This window comes from Kitasatospora sp. MAA4, assembly GCF_029893355.1.
Classification (GTDB): Bacteria; Actinomycetota; Actinomycetes; order Streptomycetales; family Streptomycetaceae; genus Kitasatospora.
Map to the genome: position 1 here is coordinate 353,253 of NZ_JARZAI010000002.1, position 20,867 is coordinate 374,119.

Below are 20,867 nucleotides of genomic sequence, written 5' to 3' on the forward strand. Positions count from 1 at the left end.
CCCCATGAGCACCGACCGCTACCACTGGGACCGCCGGCACCCCGGACTCAGCGCCCTGCAACAGGCCATCGAGCCGGCCCGCCTGGCCGTCCTGGGCCACCCGATGTACGGGCGGCTGAACAGCCTGGCAGCCGTGCGGGCCTTCCAGGAGACCCACGTCTTCGCGGTCTGGGACTTCATGTCGCTGCTCAAGAGCCTGCAGCGCAGCCTCACCTGCGTCTCGGTGCCCTGGGTGCCCAGCGGTCCCACCGCCAGCCGCAGACTCATCAACGACATCGTGCTGGTGGAGGAGAGCGACGAGCTCGGCGACGGCTTCATCAGCCACTTCGAGCTCTACCTCGCCGGCATGGCGCAGTCCGGTGCGGACACCGGCCCGATCACCGCCTTCGTGCAGCGGCTGCGCGAGGGGACGGCGGTGACCGAGGCGCTCAAGCTCGCGGCGGCGCCGCAGGCCGCGGTCGACTTCGTCGCCGCCACCTGGGGCATCATCGAGAGCGCGCCGGTGCACTGCCAGGCCGCCGCCTTCGCCTTCGGGCGCGAGGACCTCATCCCCGAGATGTTCCAGCAGGTCATCAGCATCGAGGACGCGCAGGGGCAGTTGGGCACCTTCAAGGACTACCTGGCCCGGCACATCGAGGTCGACGGCGAGCAGCACACCCCGATGGCGATGCAGATGCTGATCGACCTGTGCGGCGAGGACGACGCCATGTGGTCGGCCTGCGCCGAGACGGTGCGCACCGCCCTGGAGGCCCGGTCCGCGCTCTGGACCGCGATCCACGCCTCCACCCTCTCCTGACCGACCGTCACCAACCGTTCACCACAAGGAAGTGGCAACATGACCGAACAGCCGGCACCGACCGTCAACTACGTCGAGCAGCTGCTGGAGCTCTTCGCCGCCTGCGGGGAGAAGGAGGCGGTGGTCTGCGGCGAGCGCAGGCTCAGCTACGCCGAGATGCGCAGCATGGTCCTGGAGCTGGCGACGAAGCTGAGCACGCAGGGGGTGCGCCCCGGCGCCGGCGTCGCCCTGCTGGTCAGGAACCACCCCGATTCGATCGCCCTGCAGCTCGCGCTGCACCTGCTCGGCTGCCGCACGGTGTGGATCGCGACCTACCCGCCCTACCGCGAGCAGGTGGAGTTCATCGAACTCGCCCAGGTCGAGGTGCTGATCTACGACCCGGCGCGGACCGGGCAGCTCACCGAGGAACTGACGCACCGCGCCGAGCCGTTGCAGATCCTCTGCGCCGGGCCCGGCGGCGTCGGCCCGGACCTGCTGGAGCCGCTCGAGCCGGGCGGCCCGGAGTTCGTCCGCGCGCCCGGCACCCCGGAGCCGTCCTCGCTCTTCTACACCGGCGGCACCAGCGGGCGGCCCAAGCTGGTCCTCCACGAGCACCGCTTCTTCCTGGCGCTGCTGGCCGCCGCCGGCTACTACCGCTCGATCGGCGAGCTCGGCATGCGCCACCTCTCCACCACCTCGTTCGTGCACGTCAGCGGCCAGATGCCGGCGCTGCTGACGCTCGCCGAGGACGGCCTGCTGCTGCTGGCCGAGCGGGTCGACCTGGCGTCGTTCCTGGACACCATCCGGGACGAGCGGCTGACCAGCGTCTTCATCTCGCCGGCCCGGCTGTCCGAGCTGCTGGACAGCCCGCTGCTGGACACCGCCGACCTCAGCAGCCTGCGCTACCTCAACTGCGGCGGCGGCCCGATCTCGCCCACCCGGCTCGCCCAGGGGATCGAGCGGTTCGGGCCGGTGCTGCGCCCGGTCTACGGGCTCAGCGAGCTGCCGCTCGTCGCCGACCAGCCGTTCCTGGTGAACGACCCCGAGCACCCCGAGCGGCTGGCCTCGGCCGGCAAGCCCTTCGCGGACACCCGGATCGAGATCCGCGGCGAGAAGGACGAGGTGCTGGGCACCGGCGAGATCGGCGAGGTCTGCGCGGCCGGTTCGCTGGTCATGACGGGGTACTGGAACGAACCCGAGGACAGTGCGCGGACCATGGCCGGCGGCTTCCTGCACACCGGTGACCTCGGCTACCTGGACGAGGACGGCTACCTCTACCTGGTGGACCGCAAGAAGGACATGATCATCACCAGCGTCGGCGCGGCCAACGTCTACACCCGCCCGGTCGAGGACGTGCTGAGCAGCCACCCGGACGTCCGGGCGGCCGCGGTGATCGGGGTGCCGGACGCGGGCTGGGGCGAGGCGGCGCACGCGTACGTGGTGCTCGCCCCGGCCGCGACCGTCACGGTCGAGGAGCTTCAGGCCCTGGTGACAGGCGAGTTGAGTGCTCTGCACGCGCCGCGCGGGATCGACTTCGTCGACTCGCTGCCGCGCACCGCGCTCGACAAGGTGGACAAGCGGGCCCTGCGCGCCCGGCACTACGAGGACCCGGAGCGCCGGACCGCGACCGACCTGGCGCCCCGGTGACGGGCTACGGCCGCTGCGCCAGCCGCGTCGCCAGCAGCCCGCCGATCTCGGCGGCCGGCTCCCGGCGCATCATCAGCCGGTGTTCGGTGCCGATCTCGTGAGACTCGATCCGGCCTGTGACGTAACGCCGCCAGGCTTCGGGCGAGTTGAGCGGCGCGGTGCGCTCCAGCGCGGCCTTGACGAAGAGCAGGTCACCCCGGAACAGCTCCGGGGTGAACCGGCGGCGCAGCCGGACGTTGTGCAGGAAGACCTGGAGGACGGCGGCCAGCCTGGCGTCCTCCAGGCCGTCCAGCAGGTGACCGCGCTCCAGCAGCACGGCGCGGGCGCGCTCCTCGTCCAGCGGAGCGCCGTCCGGGGAGACCAGGCGGCTCGGGTCGCAGCCGGCGTTCTCCAGCAGGGTCGTCAGGTACTCGTGGTCGGTGGGTTCCTGGGCGGGGCTGGCCGGATCGTAGGGGAAGCAGTCGAGCAGGGCGAGCAGGGCGACCTGCTCACCCGCGGCCACCAGCCGACTCGCCATGGTGTGGGCCACGATGCCGCCGAACGACCAGCCGAGCAGCCGGTACGGGCCGTGCGGCTGGACGCCGCGGGCCAGCGCCAGGAACCGTTCGGCGATCCGCTCCACGGACGCCGGCAGCAGGCCCGGATCGGCCAGGCCCTCGGCCTGCAGTGCGAGCACCCGCTGGGCCGGATCGAGGTGCGGCGCCAGCGCCGCGTACTCCCAGGCGATCCCGGCCGCCGGGTGCACGCAGAACAGCGGGTCCCCGGAACCGGGCGAGAGCTCGACCAGCGGTTGGAATCCGGGATGCGTCGGCACATTCACCATCGGAACACTCCCTGAACGAGAGGACGGTTATCACGGAACATCATGGCAAACCCCCGGGGACCGTGCACGGCATTGCACGGCACTGCCCGGATCGCGCTGCCCGCGCCCGGAATTCCCCGGGGTCGCGCGGGCGGCCGTTTCCGGTTTCCCGGAGAAGATATCCGGAAAGCCTTCCGACAGCCCAGTGAGAATTGTGGAGACCATGGCCGACCGACAGCCCGACGCTTTTCCCTTTCCGCTGCACCCCGACGAGTACGGCACCTCCTTGCGCCAGCACCAGCGCCGCCGCCAGGAGTGCCCGCTCGGCGAGGTGGTGCTGCCCAGCGGCGACGCGGCCCATCTGGTGGTCGCCTACGAGGACGTCGCCAAGGTCCTGCGGGACCGCCGCTTCAGCCGCAACCTGCGCTACCCGGGGGCGCCCCGGATGGTCGCCGAGGCCGACATGTCCGACCACCCCGACGCGATCATCAACCACGACCCGCCGGAGCACGGCCGCTTCCGCCAGGTCATCCAGGGGTCCTTCAGCCCCAGCCAGGAGCCGGTCTGGCGGCCCGTGGTGCAGCGCATCGTGGACGGCCTGCTGGACTCGATCGCCGCCGCGGGACCGCCCGCCGACCTGGTCGCGGACTTCGCCGGGGTGCTGCCGATCGCGGTGATGTGCGCGCTGGTGGGCGTGCCGGCCGGCGACCACCGGCTCTTCCAGGAGTGGACCGGGGTCTTCTTCGCGGTGGACCAGGCCAGCACCGAGGAGCGGCTGCGGGCGAACCGGGAGTTCCTGGCCTACATCCGGGCCTTCCTGGCGCAGCGGCGCAAGGAGCCCGGCGAGGACCTGGTCGACGTGCTGGTGGCCGCCTGCGACGAGCAGCAGCGGCTCTCCGAGGCGGAGTTGGTGCAGATGCTCACGGCGCTGCTCATCGGCGGCCACGAGAACACCGCGTCCACGCTGGCCAGGGGCGTTTTCACACTGCTGCGGTTCCCCGAGCAGTTCGCCGCGCTGCGCGACGACCCGGCGCTGACCGCCGCGGCGGTCGAGGAGGTGCTGCGCTTCGAGGTGCCCAGCGAGGGCGCCTTCCTGCGGGTCGCCACCGAGCCGACGCCGCTCTCGGCCGGCACGGTCCAGCCCGGCCGGGCCGTTCAGGTGTCGATCCCCGGCGCCAACCGCGACCCCGGGCACTTCCCCGATCCCGAGCGCTTCGACATCCACCGCACCGCCAATCCCCACCTGACCTTCGGCCTGGGCGCGCACTTCTGCCCCGGCGCCCCGCTGGCCCGCCTGGAGCTGTCGCTCGCCCTGCGCGGCCTGGCCGAGCGCTTCCCCGGCCTGCGGCTGGCCGTCGCGCCCGAGGACGTCCGGTACGCCGAGGGGGCGCTGATCCACCCGCTGCTCAGCCTCCCGGTGGCCTGGTGAGCGGTTGACGCGGGCGGGGGGAACGGCCCGGGCCGGTGGGACGGAATCATTGATTCGGTCCCACCGGCCCGGATTCAGATCAGCCCCCGAAAGGGGCCGACGAGAACTCAGTCCTCGACGACGCTGGCGTCCTCGACGACGTTCGGCTCCTCGGCGACGCTGACGGTGGGCTCTTCGGCGACACGACTCATAGCTGGCCTCCATTCGTGTGGAACACTGGACAGGACACGTACGGTGGAGCAATTTCAAGATAGCCGGGAATCACTGCCCTGCCAAGACGGATAAACCGGACACCGGGTTGATCGAATACCCGGTGATCGGTTCTCCCGGGATTTCAGCGCAGCGTCACCGGGAAATGCTCGAAACCGCGCAGCACCATGCCCCGGCGCACCGGTTTGCCGGCCGCCCGAAGTCCCGGGAACCGCTCCAGCAGCGCCGGGAAGAAGGCCGCGGACTCGATCCTGGCCAGCGGCGCGCCCAGGCAGAAGTGCATGCCGCCGCCGAACGAGACCGAGCCGGTGCCGGGCCGGGTGATGTCGAACGCCTCGGGGTCCGCGAACCGCTCGGGGTCGCGGTTGGCGGCGCCCAGCAGCCCGATCACCAGGGTGCCGGCGGCCACCGGGGTGCGCTGGATCGTCACGTCCTCGGCGGCCACCCGGGCCAGGATCTGGATCGGCGCGTCGTAGCGCAGCGCTTCCTCCACCGCGCCGGGGGCGAGCGCGGGCGCGGCGCGCAGCAGGGCGGCCTGCTCGGGGTGGGCCAGGAACGCGGCGGTCCCGTTCACCAGGTGGTTGACCATGGTGTCGACGCCCGCCATGAAGAGCAGCAGCAGGGTCTGCAGCAGCTCCGCCTCGCTGAGCCCGCCCGCCTGCCCGTCGGCGCTCAGCTGCCTGTCCTCGCCGGCCTCGTCGCGCACCGCCACCAGCGCCGAGGCGAGGTCGTCGGTGGGCTCCTTGCGGCGGTCGGCCACCAGCGCCGCGAAGTAGTCCATCAGTGTCTCGGCGCCACGGTCGGCGGCGGCCAAGGCCGGTTCGTCCACGCTGAGTTCGACCACCTGCATCATCGCGGACATGGACTCCTGGAGCAGCCCCCAGTCCTGCGGCGGGACGCCGACCATCGTCCCGATCACCGAGACCGGCAGCGAGCGGGAGAGCAGCGCCTGAAGGTCGACGGTGCCGCCGTCCGCGCCCGCGTCGGCGATCTCGTCCAGCGCGGTCCGGGCCAGCTGCCCGATCTGCTCGCGCAGCGCCGCCATCCGGCGCGCGGTGAACGCGCCGGACACCAGGCGGCGCAGGCGGGTGTGGTCGGGCGGGTCGCGGAAGAGCATCGCCTCAATGGTGGCGACCTTGCCCGGCCGCTCGCGCCAGCCGGGGGAGACCCGGTCCATCCAGTCCGGTCCCTGGGCCCGGAACGCCGTGCTGCGCACCAGCTCCGCGCAGTCCTGGTGGCCGGTCAGGTAGATCTGCCCGCGCCGGCTGCGGAAGACCGGTGCCAGGGCGCGCAGTTCGGCGTAGACCGGGTAGGGGTCGGCCCGGCCCTGCGGAGTGCCCAGCCGGGCCAGCAGCACCTCGGCCGCCTCTTCGTCGTGGCTCTGCTGCTCACCCATCGGCCAGCCTCCTCGATCAAGGGTCCAGTGGTCCGCGCAGGGGTCATTCTGAGCCGCCCGGACCCGGTCCGTCGAGGTCTGCGACCGCCTCCGCGATCAGCTGACAGGTGGTCAACTCCGTTCATATCATTGCTCTCTGCTCCATGGTCACCGTAAGGTCTCGACAGGCTGCCGATCGCACCTTCGCCCTGCGTTCCCCAACCGGGAGAGCCCGATGCCACTCGATCCACAGGTCCAGGCCCTGCGTGAGCGCCGCGCCCGATCGGCGACCCCACCGCTGTACGAACTGACCGTCGAGCGCGCCCGCGCGGCCGACCTCGCCGACATCCGCGGCGCCGCAGGGGACCCGGAACCGGTCGGCGAGGTAGCCGAGTTGGGCATCCCCGGACCCGGCGGCGAGCTGCTCCTGCGGGTCTACCGCCCGGCCGCACCGGGCCCGCACCCGGCGCTGCTGTACCTCTTCGGCGGCGGCTGGACGCTCGGCACCGTCGACACCTGCGACGCGCTCTGCCGCAGCCTGACCAACGCGGTCGGCTGCACCACCCTCTCGGTCGGCTACCGGCTGGCCCCCGAACACCCCTTCCCGGCCGCGGTGGAGGACTGCTGGGCCACCGCGCGCTGGGTGGCCGACCACGCCGAGCTCCTCGGGATCGACCCGGAGCGGGTGGCCGTCGGCGGGGACAGCGCCGGCGGCAACCTCGCCGCGGCGGTCACCCTGCTCGCCCGGGAGCGCTCCGGCCCCGCGCTGGTCCACCAGTTGCTGGTCTACCCCAACACCGACTACCGGGCCGACACCCTCTCACGCCGCGAGAACGCCGACCCGCTGCTCTTCAACCACCGCTCGGTGGACTGGTACTGGGGCCACTACCTGGCCGACGCGACGGACGGCGACCACCCGCTGGCCTCCCCGCTGCGCGCCGAGGACCTCACCGGGCTGCCCCCGGCCACCGTCATCACCGCCGAGTACGACCCGCTGCGCGACGAGGGCGAGCAGTACGCGCAGCGGCTGCGGGAGGCCGGCGTCGCGGTCCAGGCCACCCGGTACCCGGGCATGGTGCACGGCTTCTTCGCGATGTCCGGCGTCCTGGACGGCGGGCGGGCGGCCGTCGACCAGGCGGCCGAGCGGCTGCGGGCGGCCTTCGCGCAGGGGCGGGCCGATGACCTCGCCTGACCCGGACCCGGTCGCCGACGCGCTGGCCGCCCTGCGCACCCCGCAGGGCGCTGCCCAGCCGTACCCGCACTACGCGCAGCTGCGCGCGTACGCGCCCGTGCACCCCGTGCCCGGCGGCGGCCTGCTGCTCACCCGCTACGAGGACTGCGTCGCCGTCAGCCGCGACCCGCGCTTCCATGCGCAGAACGCGGCCTGGATGGACCTCAAGCGCCCCGACTGGCGTGACCACCCCGGACTACGGGCCACCACCGAGTCGCTCCTCTTCCAGGACCCGCCGGGCCACACCCGGCTGCGCAGACTGGTCGGTGGCGCCTTCACCCAGCGCCGCGCCGCCGCCCTGCGTACGTACGTCGGCGCGCTCACCGGCCGGATCCTCGACCAGGTCGCCGAGCAGGGGGCCGACGGCTCGGCCGTGGACCTGCACGAGGTGCTCGCGGCCGGCCTGCCGATCGCCGTCATCGGCAAGGTGCTCGGCGTCCCCGAGGAGGACCAACCCCGGTTGCGGGAGCCCCTGGAGGGCCTGCGGCTCGCCGTGGACGGCGGCGGTAAGGACGCCCACCTGGAGGTCATCGACCGAGCCGGCACCGCACTCACCGGCTACTTCGGCGAGCTCGCCGCCCGCCGCCGCGCCGACCCCCGCGACGACGTCACCACCGCCCTGGTCGCCGCCATGGACGACGACGCCGAAGACCCGCTGACCCAGGACGAGTTGGAGCAGACCCTCACCCTGGTGTTCAGCGCCGCCATCGAGAGCATGGTCGACATGCTGCTGAACGGTCTCGCCGCCCTGCTGGCCCACCCCGCCCAGGCGGACCTGCTGCGCGCCGACCCGGGGCTGGTCGGCGGCGCGGTGGAGGAGATGCTGCGCTACGACACGCCCGTCCAGGCGATGGCCCGGGTGGCGGGCGAGGACGGCGCGATCGACGGTGTCCGGTTCTCGACGGGCGGGCAGGTGGTGCTCATGCTGGGCGCCGCCAACCGGGACCCGCGCGCCTTCCCCGAGCCTGACCTCTTCGACGTCACCAGGACCGGCGGCCCGACCGTCTTCTCGTTCGGCGGCGGCGTGCACCACTGCCTGGGCGCGCCGCTGGCCCGGATGCAGGCCGCGGTCTTCTTCCCCGCGCTGCTGGAGCGCTTCCCGAAGCTGGCCGCCGCCGGCACCCCGGTCCGCCGCGGCACCGTGCTGCGCGGCTTCGCCGACTTCCCGGTCACCGTGTGCTAGCCGAGTCGGAGCCGACGGCGGCAGCCGCCGAGCCGCCGCCGCTGCACCGCAACCGCGACTTCAACCTGCTGTGGAGCGGGCAGGCGGTCTCCGCGCTCGGCACCCAGATGTCGGGCATCTGCTACCCCCTGCTGGTGCTGGCCGCCACCGGATCGGCCGCTCAGGCCGGCCTGGTCGGCGGGGCCACCCTGGTCGGCAGCCTGCTGATGCTGCTGCCCGCCGGAGTGGTCGCGGACCACTACCCGCGCCGGCGGATCATGGTGGTCACCTCCCTGCTGCAACTGCTCGCCGTTGCCAGCGTGGTGCCGGCCGTGCTGTCCCACCACATCTGGTTGGCGCACCTGATGGCAGTCGGTGCGCTGCAGGGCTGCGCCTCCGCCTTCTTCATGGGCGCCGGGCGCGGCGCGGTGCGCAGGGTCGTCCCGTCCGCGCAGCTGCCCGCGGCGATGGCCCTCACCCAGGCCCGCGGCCAGGCCGCCGCGATGATCGGACCGCCGGTGGGCGGCGCGCTCTTCGGCGTGGCGCAGGCGCTCCCGTTCGGCCTGGACGCGCTCTCCTTCGGGGCGATCACCGTCACCTCGGCGCTGATCCGCGGCTCGTTGGACCCCGAGCGCGGTCCCTCCCCAGGCACCCGACGCGAACCGCTGCGCCGACTCGTCACCGCCGGCGTGCGCTACGTGCTCGCCAACCCCTACCTGCGGATGTACGCCCTGTGGGGCGCCGCCGTGAACGCGGTCGCGGCGGGCATGCTGCTGATGGTGATCGTGCTGGCCCGCAGCCGGGGCGCCGACCCGACCGAGGTCGGCGCCATGGTGTCGGTCAACGCCCTGTGCGGGCTGGGCGGTTCACTGCTCGGCCCGCGCCTGGCCAAGCTCCTCGGCGGCCGCGCGTGGGTGCTGATCACCTCCTGGCTGCTGCCGTTCTGCGCGGTCGGCATCGCGTTCGCGCCCTGGGTCTGGCTGATGACCGTCCTGGGCGCGGTCAGCACCTTCACCGTCATGCCCGCGATCATCGTCTTCCAGGTCCGGGCCACCCGGATCACCCCGGACGACCTCCAGGCGCAGACCGGCAACGCCACCCAGCTGCTCGGCTCCAGCGTCAGCTGGCTGGCCCCCTCCCTCTTCGGCCTGCTCGCCGACTCCCAGGGCGCCCGCACCGCGATCCTGCTCGCCGCCGCCCTCTACGGCGCCACCGCCCTCTGGCTCCAGAACGACCGCACCCTGCGCAGCCTGGACAACGCCCCGTAGTCACCGGGGCGAACGCGCCATCCGGAACCCCACGTCGTCGACCCGGAAGCTCGGGTGGCTGCGGCGCCGCGCGGAGGCCCGGCAGCTCCAGTGCTCGTCGAACCAGCCGCCGCCGCGCAGCACCCGGTAGCTGCCGTAGACCTCGGCGTCGTAGACGTCCCAGCACCAGTCCCAGGTGTTGCCGAGCATGTCGTGCAGGCCCCAGGCGTTGGGCCGCCGGCCGCCCACCTGGTGGATGCGCTCGTCCGAATTGCCGCGGTACCAGGCGATCTCGTCCAGCGGACCGTAGTGCGGCCCGGTCGTGCCGGCCCGGCAGGCGTGTTCCCACTCGGCCTCGGTCGGCAGCCGGTACCCGTCGGCGTTCGCGTTCCACTCGATGCCCTCGTCGTCACCGTCGAGGCGGTAGGCGGGCGCGTAACCCTCGTGCTCGGACAGGGCGTTGCAGAACCGGACCGCGTCCCACCAGGAGACGCCCTCGACCGGCAACCGCTCTCCCCGGGCGGTGCCGGGTCGTTGCTCGGTGATCCGTGCGTACAGCTCCTGGGTGACCGGGAACGCCGCGAGTTGGTACGGGGCAAGCTCAACCGGCCAGCTCCGCCGGGTCCGACGATCCGTCAGGGTGACCTGCCCCGGCTGGATGGCGACCATGTCGTCCTGCGTGCTCACGTCCATGGAGACCATGATCTCATCCGGCCCGGGCGTGCCGGACCCGGACGTCCGCCCCCGCTGCTCCCCGCCCTGCCGCCGCGACCGCCACCATCAGATCGTTGAACGCCCCTGCTGTCACGGCGAGTTCGTCTACTCCCGGGGTTGCGGTCAGTGGCGGGAACCTCCGCGGCCACCCGTCCGGCAGCTCCACCGGGCGCAGCAGGCCGACCCCGCCGCCCAGGCCCTGGCCGAGTGCCTTGGCGAGCGCCTCCTTCTGCGTCCACAGCCACAGGAAAGCCTGCGCCTGCCGATCCGGACCCCACCGCCTTGTCCACGCCGCCTCGTTGGGAGGAAACCAGCGCCGCGCCAGCGCCTCGACCGGGAGCGGACGGACCGTCTCGACGTCCACGCCCACCGCCAACTCCCGGCTCGCCGCCACCGCGACGACCCCGCGTGCGTGACTCACGCTCACCCGCAGCTCGCCCCCGACCAGGTACGGCTGCCCGCTCGCCGCCCGCTCCAACCGCAACCCCGCAACCGGCACCCCGGCGACCCGCGCCGCCAGCCCCAGCACCAGCCTCCGCGCCGCCTCCCGCTCACCCCCCGCGACCCGGCCCACCACCACCTCGACCAGCGGCCGCCTGACGGGCGTCACCGCTTCGGTGCGGAGGGCGCGAAGGCGACAGCTGCGGCCATCCACTGGTGGTCGCAGGTGCCGGCGGCCGCGTAGCTGCCGGTGGCGCGGACCGTCATGTAGCCGGTGGCCAGCTGATCGTCGGCGACGAACAGCGTTGGCAGGGCGGTGAATCCGTTCGACCAGGACGCCGCCGTGCCGCCCTGAACGCCTGCGACACCGAAGACCAGCTCGGGATCGGCGGTGGTGGTCGGCGTTGATCCCGAGTTGAAGTCGGTGCCTGCGGCGCCAGTCGCCGCGGCGTGCCGGTCGACCGCCTTGGCGTTGGTCAACTCATCGACAGCCAGGTGCTGTTCGCCGGTGGAGGGATAACTGACGGTGATCGTGTCGGAGGTCGACAGTGCCTTGACGGCGGTCGCGCTGAGGACCATGGTGCGGTCGCCGGCGCCGCGGTCGTCCTGGTCCGCTGCCGTGGCGTAGGTATTGCCCTTGCTGTCGGTCGCTTTGACCGTCCCGGCGTGGGTGTTGGTGAGCATCAACGCCACCACGAGGGTGTCTCCGGCGGCGACCGCGTGCCCGACCGGCATTTTCGTCGACGTCGCGTACGCGGTCCCGGTCGCCGAGGTGATGCGGGCGACGTAGCCGGGTGCGCCGGGTACCTGGGCTGTGACCGTGACTGTCGTCTTGGTGGCGAGCACCGCTCCGGCTCCGATCGCGGCACCGGCTACCAGCGCGACCAGCACGACCAGCCGAGTGGGGACACGGTCGCGCCGCAGCTCGCGGCGTGGACTCGGCTCGGGTGGGGTGATGTCGGGGGTCCGACCGGTGCTGACCTCAGGATCGCCGGAGGCGGAGGTGATCCCGCCGCTGGACTCTGGTAAGTCAGGCGGCACGGTCGGGCGCTCGGTGGGGTGGTGGTCGACTCGCAGGTGTGCCGTCTCCGGAACTGACGCGGCGTTCGCGGCGGCCATCCACCGTTGGTGCCAGTCGGCCTCGCGGCCGCCGCAGGCCTGGACGTAGACCTTGGTGGTCGTCCAGGACGGCAGCCGGGAACCCGATGCCGCCTCGTGCAGCGTGGTGTGGGAGATCGTCCCCGTGGCTGCGGCCATCGCCCGGAAGGAGGGTTTGCCCGCCTCCAGGCGCAGTTGGCGAAGAGCGGCGGCGAAGTCCGCCACCGCTGCCCGGCGTTCCGCTGCGGCTGCTGCCGCCGGTTCGGTCTTGCTCACTGTGTCCCCCTTCGGTGTTCGATGTTGTCAGACCCTGTCAGGGGCTACCGAACACGTGACGCATCCCCACTATGGGGATCAGCCATCCCCCAAGGCGGCCCCGGATTCGTCCACGGCGCCCTTGGGTGCCCGACTTCGCATCCACAACGGAGGAAACATGATCAGCACGTTCAAGCGCCGTTCGGCCACGGCGGCGATCGTCGCCGCGCTGTCCATCGGGGGCCTGGCGCTCTCGACCACGAGCGCGTTCGCCTCGGGCATTGGAGGCGACGTCTACACCTCGAACTGCCACGGCTACGTCGTCGGCGACTCGCAGAACAACCACTACGCCTACGGCTATGTGACCGGGAGCGGGTGCGAGGTCCGCCTGTGGCAGCGCAACGTCAACACGGGTGGCGAGACCGTCAACGGCTGGTCGTACTCCAGCACGTCCGAGTACTACCACAACGACGGCGTGCACCAGCTCGCGGTCGAGGTGTACGACAACTCGACCGGCGAGGACTCCGGCCCGTGGAACTGGGTGGGCTAGTGCCGCATCCGGCGACGCTTGCCCTGTGGTGAGGTGACGTGCCGTCCGGGTGATGCCCCGGACGGCACGTCCGCGTCGTGAACGGTGCGGTGGCCGTCATGGGCCTGCGACAGGCGTCAGTTGGCGGGGCAGGGAATCGTGAGGCTGTCGACCGCGGACTGCGTGGGTGCGACGACGATCGTGTTGACGCCGAGTGCTCCGATCCGAGTGTCCGTTCCCGAGGCTTCGGTGTCCTCGGGAACGTAGACGCACAGGCCCAGCAGACCGAGCGCGACGGTGCCCTGGGAGCTGTACTCCGGGGCCACGCCCGTGTTGTTGACGACCTCGGCGTAGCTGCCGGCCGGAACGGTGAGGAGGCCGCCGTCGTTCAACATGGCCTGACTGTCCGTGACGACGGGTTGGTTGTTCTCGTAGTCGTCGGTGGTCGTGTAGAGGCAGACGCTGTCGAAGGGGCAGCCGTGGTCGGACCCGACCAGCGGGGCCTGCGGCGCGGCGGCGCGGCGCTGCGCGGCGGGCAGAGCCGTGCTGCCGCGCGCAGTGTCGATCCACGAACGCAGGCCGGCCTCAGCGGTGTTGGCGAAGACGCTGGGGTAGTTCAGCTCACCGCACTTGACGCCCCAGGACACCACGCCCACCTCCACGGGGACGCCGCCCTGGTTCTGCACCAGTGGGCCGCCGCTGTCGCCGTTGCACACGCCGGTTCCGGTGCCGCCCGCGCACACCATGGTCTTGGTGAGCGGGTTGATGTCCTTGTACTGGGCCTCGCAGGTGGACCGGTCGACGACGGGCAGGTCGACGTACTGCTGCTGTTGCGGAATCGACTCGTTCTGCCACGCCGTCCTGCCCCAGCCGGCAGCCTGCACCGGGCCGGTCGGCTCCGAGCCGGTCGCGGGCAGCGCGATCGGGGCGGCGGTGGTCCCGTCGAGCAGGATGGGGGACGCGAGCTTGAGGATCGCGATGTCGCTGTCGATCGTCGACGGGTTGTACGACGGATTCATGATGATCTTGGCGATCGCCACGCTCGTCCCGCCGGTCCGGTCCGCCGAGCCGTACGCGACGGTCATCGCGGAGGCCGCGCGGCCGTCCACGCAGTGCGCTGCTGTCAGGATCGTGTCCGCGTCCAGGATCGAGCCGCCACAGATGTGGGACGTGCCGAACGAGCCACTGATCCGGAGCGACACCAGGTAGGGGAACTGGCCCTGCGCCGACGCGCTGCCGCTGACTATCGCGCCCGCCGGCGGTGCTGCGACGAGCGTGAACAGCAACGCGGAGATCGCGACCGCGATCTGGACTGCCCTGTGTTTGATCATCCCGGTTCCCTCCCTCACGGCACCTGGGCCTGCTGCCCGTGGTGCCGACCGCGATTGATCATAGGGGCCTGATGCGGACATGACGGATAATCATGAAAGCCCGGGTGGCTGCGGTACCGCGCGCCCGGCCCGGGCAACCGCGGCGGGCCGAACGTCACGCGTACGGCCGACCGGGCGCTATGCGGTTGCCGACGTGCCGCCCGACCGCAGCGTGAGCAGCGTGATCTCGCTCGGTGCGAAGACCCGGAAGGGCGGCCCCCAGAAGCCGGTGCCCCGGCTGGTGTAGAGCTGGGTCCGCTCCCCGTGCCGGCTCAGGCCGTGCACCACCGGCTGGTCGATCCGGACGAGGAAGTTGAACGGCCAGATCTGGCCGCCGTGGGTGTGCCCGGAGACCTGAAGGTCGACGCCGGCAGCAGCGGCCTGCGGGACGTACTTGGGCTGGTGGGCGACGAGCAGGACCGGTCGGTCCGGGTCCGCCCCCGCCAGCGCGCCGAGCAGGTTCGCACGGTGCCCGGCCAGGCCGGAGGACTCCGCGGTCACGTCGTCCACGCCCGCGAGCACCAGGGCGTCCCCACCGCGCTCCACCACGACGTGGCGGTTGTGCAGCGGCTCCCAGCCCAGATCCGCCATGCGGTCCAGCCAGCCCTGCGCCTCGCTCCCGTACTCGTGGTTCCCCGTGACGTAGACCTTGGCCAGCCTCGCCCGGACTGTGCCGAGCGGCGCGGACTGCTCCCGGCGCTGGGCGGGGGTGCCGTCGGCGATGTCGCCGGCGTGGACGACGACGTCAGCGTCCAGCGCGTTGACCGCCTCGGTAACCCGGGCCGACCAGCCCGCCCGGTCGATCGGCCCGTAGTGGGTGTCGGCCAGCACGACGACACGGGTCCCGTCCAGCCCGCCGCCGAGCCGCGGGACGTGGACGTCCACCCGCTTCACCCGGGGCACCCGCATGGCCTCGTAGTGTCCCCAGGCCAGCAGCCCGGCCGAGACCACGGCGACCGCCACGGCCACGATCCTGGCCCGCTCGGCGCCGCCGACGCCGACCCCGCTCAGCACGAGGTCCACCAGGCCGCCCAACACCGACCAGGTGAACAGCACCCAGACCACCCCGAGGCTGGTGTCCGCGACGCGAGCGGCCCGGTCGACCCGCCGCGCTCCGTGGCCCGCGACCATCAGGAAGGGAAAGGAGACCAGCCAGGCGGCGATGACGACCGTGCCGCCCAGGAACACCGGGAACGGCCAGTCGGCCCCGGAGCCGAACAGCGTCCACCACGGCGGGAACCCCAGAACCACGAGGACCAGGACAAGCACGGCCAGCCGCCGCCCCAGGGACCGCCGACGCCTCGCACCCCCGCCCGGCGGCACCGGTACCTCCTCGGCCTCGGGCCGGGCGACGGCCACGCTGCTCTCCGACCCGCTGGATTCACTGTCTGTCACTGCGCCGCCCTTCACGTCCGCTGACCCCATCATCCGCCACGCGGTAGCGGTGGAATCGTCCGGGTCCCGTTGAGGAGCTTTCCGCATGGCCTGGCGGAGCCGGCGGGATGGTGCGATCATCCACCGATCGTTCCCGGTCCACGACGACGGCCGGACCCGGACCGGACAGGGGAGTTGGACGTGCCCAGCACCGAACTGAGCCACAGCTACGACATCGCGGCGACGCCCGCCGCTGTGCTTGCCCATCTGGCGGCCCCCGAGAACTACATCGGGCTCTCCCCGCTGCTCGTGGACGTGCGGGACGTGCGGCGCGAGGGCGGGGTCACGCACTACGCGGCCGTCGAGCGCTTGCGGTTCCTCGGACTGGTCCGGCACGACAACGTCATCCAGGTCAGCCTGCGCACCGAGGACGCCCGGTTGCCGGATGAGGCGACGATCAGCGGCGAGGTGGTCAGCCCCGGCGGCGTGCGGATGGACTACCGCTTCGCTGTCACCGCCCGAGGCGACGGCGGCTCCCTGGTGGCCGATCGACTGCGGCTGCACGCGCCGTTCGGCCTGCTTCGCTATGCCGCCGGGAAGGCTGGAGCGGTGCAGGCCGAGCGCGGCCGAGTGCTGGCCCGGCGGCTGGGTGGCGGCAACTGAGGTCGGCGGGCCTACGGGCGCCGCCGAGCGGGTGGGTGGACCTATCCCCGGGCAGTGGGGCGAACGGCGTCGGTCCGGTCCAGTTGGATCAGGTCCCAGCGGTTTCCGTACAGGTCTCGGAAGACGGCGACCGTGCCATAGGGCTCACGTCGAGGTGCCTCTTCGAAGGCGACGCCGGCCGCTCGCATGCGCTCGTAGTCGCGCTCGAACGCATCGGTGTTCAAGAACCAGCCGACGCGGCCACCGGTCTGGTCCCCGACTCTGGCCTCCTGCTCAGAAATCGCGGCTCTGGCGAGGAGCACGGCCGCTTCCCGAGCTCCTCGTGGGGCGACGACCACCCAGCGCTTCCCGTCGCCGATGTGTGTGTCTTCCAGGAGTTCGAAGCCGACGGCGTCCACGTAGAAGGCGATGGCCTCGTCGTAGTCGCGCACGACAACAGTCACCAGTCCGAGATGAGGCATCCAGCCATCCTGCCAGTCGCAGGATGTTGCGGAATTCGGTGTCCGGCTCGGCGGCGCCGTCGGACAGGACGCCGGAGGACCGGCTGCGGCCTGCGGGCTTCAGCGGCGGGTTGTGGGTGTCATGAGTGGGTGCAGGCCGGTTCCGGCTCCTGCTGCCGCGTGTGGTCGTGGCGGGGAAGCAGGAGCGGGGTGGTCAGGATGAGCAGTCCCGCGACCGTGAGAGCGGTGCGTGGGCTGGTGACGTCCGCGAGCAGCCCGCCGAGCGCGGTGAAGACGGCGATGGACGCCTGCTGGCCGATCGACCAGGCCGACAGGGTGCGGGCGACGAGATGCCCGGGGGTGTGTTCGAGCCGGTAGGTCGCGACCACTGGGGTGTACAGGCTCATGTTGATGATGATCGCCAGCTCGACGGCCATCACGGTGACGAGGCCGACGACGCCGGGACGGACGAAGGCCAGGCCGATCAGCCAGATGGCGCGCAGGGTGCCGACGGTCCGGAAGACCCGGTGCCGGCCGTAGCGGGCTACGACACGGTGGGCCAGCCGGGAGCCGATGAGGCCGCCGAGACAGGGGACGGCGAAGGCGAGGCCGTACTGCCAGGGTGGGAAGCCGAGTTGGCGAAGCAGGAGTACGGCCAGCAGCGGCTCGGTGGCCATGATCAGACCGGAGACGAGCATGTTGTTGAGGTAGAGCGGTCGCAGACCGGGGTGGCGCATGATGTGTCGCCACCCGTCGAGCAGCGCGCCCGCCCGGACTCCGCTCGTGTCGGTCGTTCGCGGCGCCTCCTCCTGGCCGCGGATCGCGGTGATGCCCAGCGCGGAGAGCAGGTAGCTGAGCGCGTCGGCCACCACGGTGATGACCGGCCCGAACAGGCCGATCGCCGCCCCGCCGAGCGGTGGCCCGACCGCGATGGAGCTCCAGTTCGTGGACTCGAACCGTGCGTTGGCGACGAGCAGGTCATCCGGCCGGATGAGCGCCTTGAGGTAGGCGCCGCTGGCCGCGTTGAACGCGATCTTGGCTGCGGCGACCAGGACCGAGATCACGAGCAGCTGGACGTAGCCGAGCCGGCCGAAGGCGTAGGCGACCGGGATCGTCGCCATGGCCGCAAACCGGGCCAGGTCCATCGTGATCATGACCGGGCGCTTGCGCCGGAACTCCACCCACGGCGCGAGCGGCACCGCGATCAGCGCGCCTACCGCTGGCCCCACCGCGGAGAGCGTGGACACCTCAGCGGGGCCGGCATGCAACACCAGCACGGCGATCAGCGGCAATGCCCCGAACCCCAGCCCGGAGCCGTACGCGCTCACCGCATAGGCCGCCCACAGCCAGCCGAACTGCCGGCCCAACGGCCTCCTGCCCACCATGCTCAGCGCGCTCCCCTGAAGTCCCACCCGAACCACCCGATGTTGACCAGTGAGAGCTAACCGGGCAGGACAACAGCAGGTCAAACAACTGCTGCGCCAGGTATCCACAACCATTCGTTGTTCACTACAGTCGGTCGGCGTGGATCTCGAAGCAGTACGTACCTTCGTCACCGTCGCGGAAACGGGCCAGTTCCAGAAAGCCGCCGCAGACCTGTCGATCACCCAGCAGGCGGTCTCCAAGCGCATCGCCGCGCTGGAGCGCACCCTCGGCGTGCGGTTGTTCACCCGCGCCCCCCGCGGCGCCGAGCTCACCATCGATGGGCAGGCGTTCCTGCCCCACGCGCGCGAACTGCTGCGCGTCGCCGAGCGTGCGGTCGCGTCCGCGCGCCCCGGCCGCCGCCCGCTGCGCGTCGACGTGATCAACTCGCGCGGCGCTGGGTCGGGCCTGATGCGCGGCTTCCACACCGCGCACCCCGAGATCGACCTCGACGTGCTGATGCTGTTCGACATCCAGGGCGCCGTCACCGCCATCCGCTCCGGTGCGATCGACGCGTCCTTCCGCGCCGTCGCCGCGCCCGGCCGACCCCTCCCCGAGGGCATCGAGTCCGTCCGGGTGCTCGACGAGCCGCTCCAGCTCCTCATCGGCCCCGCCCACGCGCTGGCGGGCGCCCGGTCGGTGACCCTCGCTCAGCTCGCCGGGCACCGGATCTGGATGCCCGGCATCGTCCCCGGTACCGAGTGGACCGCCTACTACGACGACCTTGTGGCCGAGTTCGGCCTCACCATCGAGGCGACCGGCCCCAACTTCGGCTCCGACGCGCTCCTCGACACCATCGCCGACACCCCGGCCCTGGCCACCTTCATGGGCGAGCACACCCTCCCCCAGCTACCGCTGGGAGGTGCCCCCTCCGTCTGGCCCGCCGACCACGGCCTGCGCCGCATCCCGGTGACCGACCCGACACCCGTCTACCCGCACTCGCTTCTCTACCACCGCGACAACCCCCACCCAGCGCTGGCCACCCTCCGCGCCCACCTCACCGCCACCACGACCGGCCACGACGCCACCGGAACCTGGGTACCGGGCTGGGTGATTCCGCGCTGAACGCCTACTGACGGTGCTCAATCCAGAACTTCCCGCCTGATCAACCTCCCGACCCCTCCCTGCCAGGTGCCGCCTGCCGCGTCCTTTCTGCCGACCTGGGCCTGGCCTGTCCGGATCGCCCCCGACGATGGCGTGGTCGCCACCGTGCCGGCGAGCAGGAGCGACACTGATGGCAGCAACTGCAACGACGAGACGACGAAGGCCCGGACCGCTGAGCGATCCGAGCCTTCGTCTTCCCGGGCGGGCCGCGCGGTGCCGGCACCTGCCACCGACGTTCCGATCCGCCCCATGCCGAGGAGCTTCGAGCGACAGCCTGGCGGAGCCGGCGGGATGGTGTGATCATCCACCGATCGTTGCCGTTCCACGACGACGGCCGGAGCCGGACCGGACAGCACGACAACGTCATCCAGGTCAGCCTGCACACCGAGGACGCCCGGTTGCCGGATGAGGCGACGGTCAGCGGCGAGGTGGTCAGCCCTGGCGGCGTGCGGATGGACTACCGCTTCGCTGTCACCGCCCGAGGCGACGGCGGCTCCCTGGTGGCCGATCGACTGCGGCTGCACGCGCCGTTCGGCCTGCTTCACTACAGGGTCAGCCGGCAGCCCTGACCGGCTGACGGCCGGCCAGACAGTGGTCCCGGCCCTGGAAAGTACGGCGGTACGCGGCGGGTGAGACGCCGATTGCGGCGGCCAGGTGCTGGCGCAGCGAGGAGGCGCTGCCGAACCCGGCGCGCTCGGCGACCCGGTTCACCGGCAGATCGCTGGACTCCAGTAGTCTGCGGGCGAGTTCGAGCCGTTGGACGGTGAGCCACTGGCCGGGGGTCTGGCCGGTCTCGGCGAGGAAGCGACGGCTGAAGGTGCGCACGCTCATGCCCGCCTGGGTGGCCAACTGGGCGAGTTGGATGGGCTGGTGGAGCTGCCGGAGGGCCCACTCGCGGGCCCCGGCGGTGTCGCTGCCGGTCGCATCGGGGACGGGTCGGGCAATGTACTGGGCCTGTCCGCCGTCGCGCCATGGCGGAACGACGCATATGCGGGCGACCTGATTGGCGATCTCGCTGCCGTGGTCGCGGCGGATCAGGTGCAGGCAGAGGTCCATCCCGGCGGCGGCGCCGGCCGAGGTGAGTACGTCGTCGTCGTCCACGTAGAGGACGTCGGGATCGAGCGGGGTCCGCGGGTACAGCTCGCGGAAGCGCTCGGCGTGAATCCAGTGCGTGGTGGCGGGCCGGCCGTCGAGCAGCCCGGCGGCGGCGAGGACGAAGGAGGCAGTGCAGATCGACACCAGGCGGGTGCCGGGCCGGAGCCGACCCAGAGCGGCAGTGACCGGCTTGGGGAGCGGGTCGCTGGCGCCGATCGGATCATCGATGGCCGCCACGATCAGGGTGTCGGCGGTGGCGATCACGCTCGCGTCGTGCTCGACGGCGATCGAGAAGTCCTCGCTGGTGCGCACCGGCCGGCCGTCCGGGGTACAGGTGAGCACCTCGTAGAGCCGGTCGCCGTCCGGGCCGTAGGCGAGGCCGAAGGCCTTGGCAGGGATGCCGAGTTCGAAGGGGAAGACGCCGGGGAGGGCGAGGACGACGACGCGGTGCATGGCCTGCTGCATGGCCGGATTCTCTCACTTG

The 20,867-nt window shown here is 72.0% G+C and carries 20 protein-coding genes; 10 read left to right on the top strand and 10 right to left on the bottom strand.

What is annotated here, in order from left to right; all coding sequences use genetic code 11:
- The first annotated feature begins 4 nt into the window (after positions 1–4).
- Complete coding sequence (locus tag P3T37_RS03910; protein WP_280721972.1) at positions 5–796, top strand: DUF3050 domain-containing protein; 792 nt, start codon at positions 5–7, stop codon at positions 794–796.
- Between the two features lie 39 nt (positions 797–835).
- Positions 836–2,422 carry an AMP-binding protein gene (locus tag P3T37_RS03915; protein WP_280721973.1) on the top strand — a complete coding sequence of 529 codons (1,587 nt, stop codon included), beginning with the start codon at positions 836–838 and terminating at the stop codon, positions 2,420–2,422.
- A gap of 4 nt (positions 2,423–2,426) precedes the next feature.
- Here the strand turns inward: P3T37_RS03915 and P3T37_RS03920 are convergent, their stop codons facing one another.
- A complete protein-coding gene (locus P3T37_RS03920; protein WP_280721974.1) occupies positions 2,427–3,245 on the bottom strand; it encodes a thioesterase domain-containing protein in 819 nt (272 codons plus the stop codon).
- Positions 3,246–3,447: 202 nt separating this feature from the next.
- Between P3T37_RS03920 and P3T37_RS03925 the strand changes: the two genes are divergently transcribed.
- Positions 3,448–4,653, top strand: a complete 1,206-nt coding sequence (locus P3T37_RS03925) for a cytochrome P450 (protein WP_280721975.1) — start codon at positions 3,448–3,450, stop codon at positions 4,651–4,653.
- A 334-nt stretch (positions 4,654–4,987) separates the two neighbouring features.
- Here P3T37_RS03925 and P3T37_RS03930 read toward each other — a convergent pair whose 3' ends face one another.
- A complete protein-coding gene (locus P3T37_RS03930) occupies positions 4,988–6,259 on the bottom strand; it encodes a cytochrome P450 (protein ID WP_280721976.1) in 1,272 nt (423 codons plus the stop codon).
- 214 nt (positions 6,260–6,473) lie between these two features.
- Between P3T37_RS03930 and P3T37_RS03935 the strand changes: the two genes are divergently transcribed.
- From P3T37_RS03935 to P3T37_RS03945, 3 genes are read left to right on the top strand one after another with little or no spacing between them, the layout of a single operon-like run.
- Positions 6,474–7,430, top strand: a complete 957-nt coding sequence (locus tag P3T37_RS03935) for an alpha/beta hydrolase (RefSeq protein ID WP_280721977.1) — start codon at positions 6,474–6,476, stop codon at positions 7,428–7,430.
- Positions 7,417–8,652 (top strand): cytochrome P450, encoded by a 1,236-nt coding sequence (locus P3T37_RS03940; protein ID WP_280721978.1) that lies wholly within the window; start codon positions 7,417–7,419, stop codon positions 8,650–8,652. Before P3T37_RS03935 ends, P3T37_RS03940 begins: the two co-directional genes overlap by 14 nt.
- Positions 8,646–9,899: an MFS transporter gene (locus tag P3T37_RS03945; RefSeq protein ID WP_280721979.1), complete on the top strand. Its 1,254-nt coding sequence runs from the start codon at positions 8,646–8,648 to the stop codon at positions 9,897–9,899. Before P3T37_RS03940 ends, P3T37_RS03945 begins: the two co-directional genes overlap by 7 nt.
- Here P3T37_RS03945 and P3T37_RS03950 read toward each other — a convergent pair whose 3' ends face one another.
- The 3 genes from P3T37_RS03950 to P3T37_RS03960 are packed head-to-tail and all read right to left on the bottom strand — an operon-like array spanning position 9,900 to position 12,407.
- Positions 9,900–10,571, bottom strand: coding sequence for an SUMF1/EgtB/PvdO family nonheme iron enzyme (locus tag P3T37_RS03950; RefSeq protein WP_280721980.1), 672 nt, complete (start codon positions 10,569–10,571; stop codon positions 9,900–9,902).
- Between the two features lie 13 nt (positions 10,572–10,584).
- Positions 10,585–11,202, bottom strand: a complete 618-nt coding sequence (locus P3T37_RS03955; RefSeq protein WP_280721981.1) for a 4'-phosphopantetheinyl transferase superfamily protein — start codon at positions 11,200–11,202, stop codon at positions 10,585–10,587.
- A complete protein-coding gene (locus P3T37_RS03960; RefSeq protein WP_280721982.1) occupies positions 11,199–12,407 on the bottom strand; it encodes a hypothetical protein in 1,209 nt (402 codons plus the stop codon). The genes P3T37_RS03955 and P3T37_RS03960 overlap by 4 nt, the downstream gene beginning before the upstream one ends.
- A 157-nt stretch (positions 12,408–12,564) precedes the next feature.
- On the opposite strand from P3T37_RS03960, the gene P3T37_RS03965 reads away from it, so the two are divergent.
- Positions 12,565–12,936, top strand: a complete 372-nt coding sequence (locus P3T37_RS03965) for a hypothetical protein (protein WP_280721983.1) — start codon at positions 12,565–12,567, stop codon at positions 12,934–12,936.
- Positions 12,937–13,052: 116 nt separating this feature from the next.
- Here P3T37_RS03965 and P3T37_RS03970 read toward each other — a convergent pair whose 3' ends face one another.
- Positions 13,053–14,246: a serine protease gene (locus tag P3T37_RS03970; protein WP_280721984.1), complete on the bottom strand. Its 1,194-nt coding sequence runs from the start codon at positions 14,244–14,246 to the stop codon at positions 13,053–13,055.
- Between the two features lie 177 nt (positions 14,247–14,423).
- Positions 14,424–15,545: a metallophosphoesterase gene (locus P3T37_RS03975; RefSeq protein ID WP_280722115.1), complete on the bottom strand. Its 1,122-nt coding sequence runs from the start codon at positions 15,543–15,545 to the stop codon at positions 14,424–14,426.
- A gap of 315 nt (positions 15,546–15,860) precedes the next feature.
- Between P3T37_RS03975 and P3T37_RS03980 the strand changes: the two genes are divergently transcribed.
- Positions 15,861–16,322 (top strand): SRPBCC family protein, encoded by a 462-nt coding sequence (locus tag P3T37_RS03980; RefSeq protein ID WP_280721985.1) that lies wholly within the window; start codon positions 15,861–15,863, stop codon positions 16,320–16,322.
- Positions 16,323–16,363: 41 nt separating this feature from the next.
- On the opposite strand, the gene P3T37_RS03985 is transcribed toward P3T37_RS03980, so the two are convergent.
- Together P3T37_RS03985 and P3T37_RS03990 are read right to left on the bottom strand one after the other, a co-directional pair.
- Positions 16,364–16,783 carry a VOC family protein gene (locus P3T37_RS03985; RefSeq protein ID WP_280721986.1) on the bottom strand — a complete coding sequence of 140 codons (420 nt, stop codon included), beginning with the start codon at positions 16,781–16,783 and terminating at the stop codon, positions 16,364–16,366.
- Positions 16,784–16,902: 119 nt separating this feature from the next.
- Positions 16,903–18,147: an MFS transporter gene (locus P3T37_RS03990; RefSeq protein WP_280721987.1), complete on the bottom strand. Its 1,245-nt coding sequence runs from the start codon at positions 18,145–18,147 to the stop codon at positions 16,903–16,905.
- A gap of 139 nt (positions 18,148–18,286) precedes the next feature.
- Here P3T37_RS03990 and P3T37_RS03995 point away from each other — a divergent pair, with 139 nt between their 5' ends.
- Both P3T37_RS03995 and P3T37_RS04000 read left to right on the top strand, forming a co-directional pair.
- The gene (locus P3T37_RS03995; protein ID WP_280721988.1) at positions 18,287–19,249 is read left to right on the top strand and encodes a LysR family transcriptional regulator; all 963 of its coding nucleotides are present in this window, start codon (positions 18,287–18,289) and stop codon (positions 19,247–19,249) included.
- A 353-nt stretch (positions 19,250–19,602) separates the two neighbouring features.
- On the top strand, positions 19,603–19,857 hold the full coding sequence (locus P3T37_RS04000) for a hypothetical protein (RefSeq protein ID WP_280721989.1): 255 nt from the start codon (positions 19,603–19,605) through the stop codon (positions 19,855–19,857).
- Here P3T37_RS04000 and P3T37_RS04005 read toward each other — a convergent pair.
- The gene (locus tag P3T37_RS04005; RefSeq protein WP_280721990.1) at positions 19,841–20,848 is read right to left on the bottom strand and encodes a helix-turn-helix domain-containing protein; all 1,008 of its coding nucleotides are present in this window, start codon (positions 20,846–20,848) and stop codon (positions 19,841–19,843) included. The two genes, P3T37_RS04000 and P3T37_RS04005, sit on opposite strands and share 17 nt — an antisense overlap.
- Between the last annotated feature and the right edge of the window lie 19 nt (positions 20,849–20,867).

Excerpts from the sequence above, each read along its gene's own strand:
- P3T37_RS03950 (WP_280721980.1), bottom strand. The coding sequence starts at position 10,571 with ATGGACGTGAGCACGCAGGACGACATGGTCGCCATCCAGCCGGGGCAG.
- P3T37_RS03970 (WP_280721984.1), bottom strand. The coding sequence starts at position 14,246 with ATGATCAAACACAGGGCAGTCCAGATCGCGGTCGCGATCTCCGCGTTG.
- P3T37_RS03930 (WP_280721976.1), bottom strand. The coding sequence starts at position 6,259 with ATGGGTGAGCAGCAGAGCCACGACGAAGAGGCGGCCGAGGTGCTGCTG.
- P3T37_RS03915 (WP_280721973.1), top strand. The coding sequence starts at position 836 with ATGACCGAACAGCCGGCACCGACCGTCAACTACGTCGAGCAGCTGCTG.
- P3T37_RS03935 (WP_280721977.1), top strand. The coding sequence starts at position 6,474 with ATGCCACTCGATCCACAGGTCCAGGCCCTGCGTGAGCGCCGCGCCCGA.
- P3T37_RS03985 (WP_280721986.1), bottom strand. The coding sequence starts at position 16,783 with ATGCCTCATCTCGGACTGGTGACTGTTGTCGTGCGCGACTACGACGAG.
- P3T37_RS03940 (WP_280721978.1), top strand. The coding sequence starts at position 7,417 with ATGACCTCGCCTGACCCGGACCCGGTCGCCGACGCGCTGGCCGCCCTG.
- P3T37_RS03965 (WP_280721983.1), top strand. The coding sequence starts at position 12,565 with ATGATCAGCACGTTCAAGCGCCGTTCGGCCACGGCGGCGATCGTCGCC.
- P3T37_RS03925 (WP_280721975.1), top strand. The coding sequence starts at position 3,448 with ATGGCCGACCGACAGCCCGACGCTTTTCCCTTTCCGCTGCACCCCGAC.
- P3T37_RS03920 (WP_280721974.1), bottom strand. The coding sequence starts at position 3,245 with ATGGTGAATGTGCCGACGCATCCCGGATTCCAACCGCTGGTCGAGCTC.
- P3T37_RS04005 (WP_280721990.1), bottom strand. The coding sequence starts at position 20,848 with ATGCAGCAGGCCATGCACCGCGTCGTCGTCCTCGCCCTCCCCGGCGTC.
- P3T37_RS03990 (WP_280721987.1), bottom strand. The coding sequence starts at position 18,147 with ATGGTGGGCAGGAGGCCGTTGGGCCGGCAGTTCGGCTGGCTGTGGGCG.
- P3T37_RS03910 (WP_280721972.1), top strand. The coding sequence starts at position 5 with ATGAGCACCGACCGCTACCACTGGGACCGCCGGCACCCCGGACTCAGC.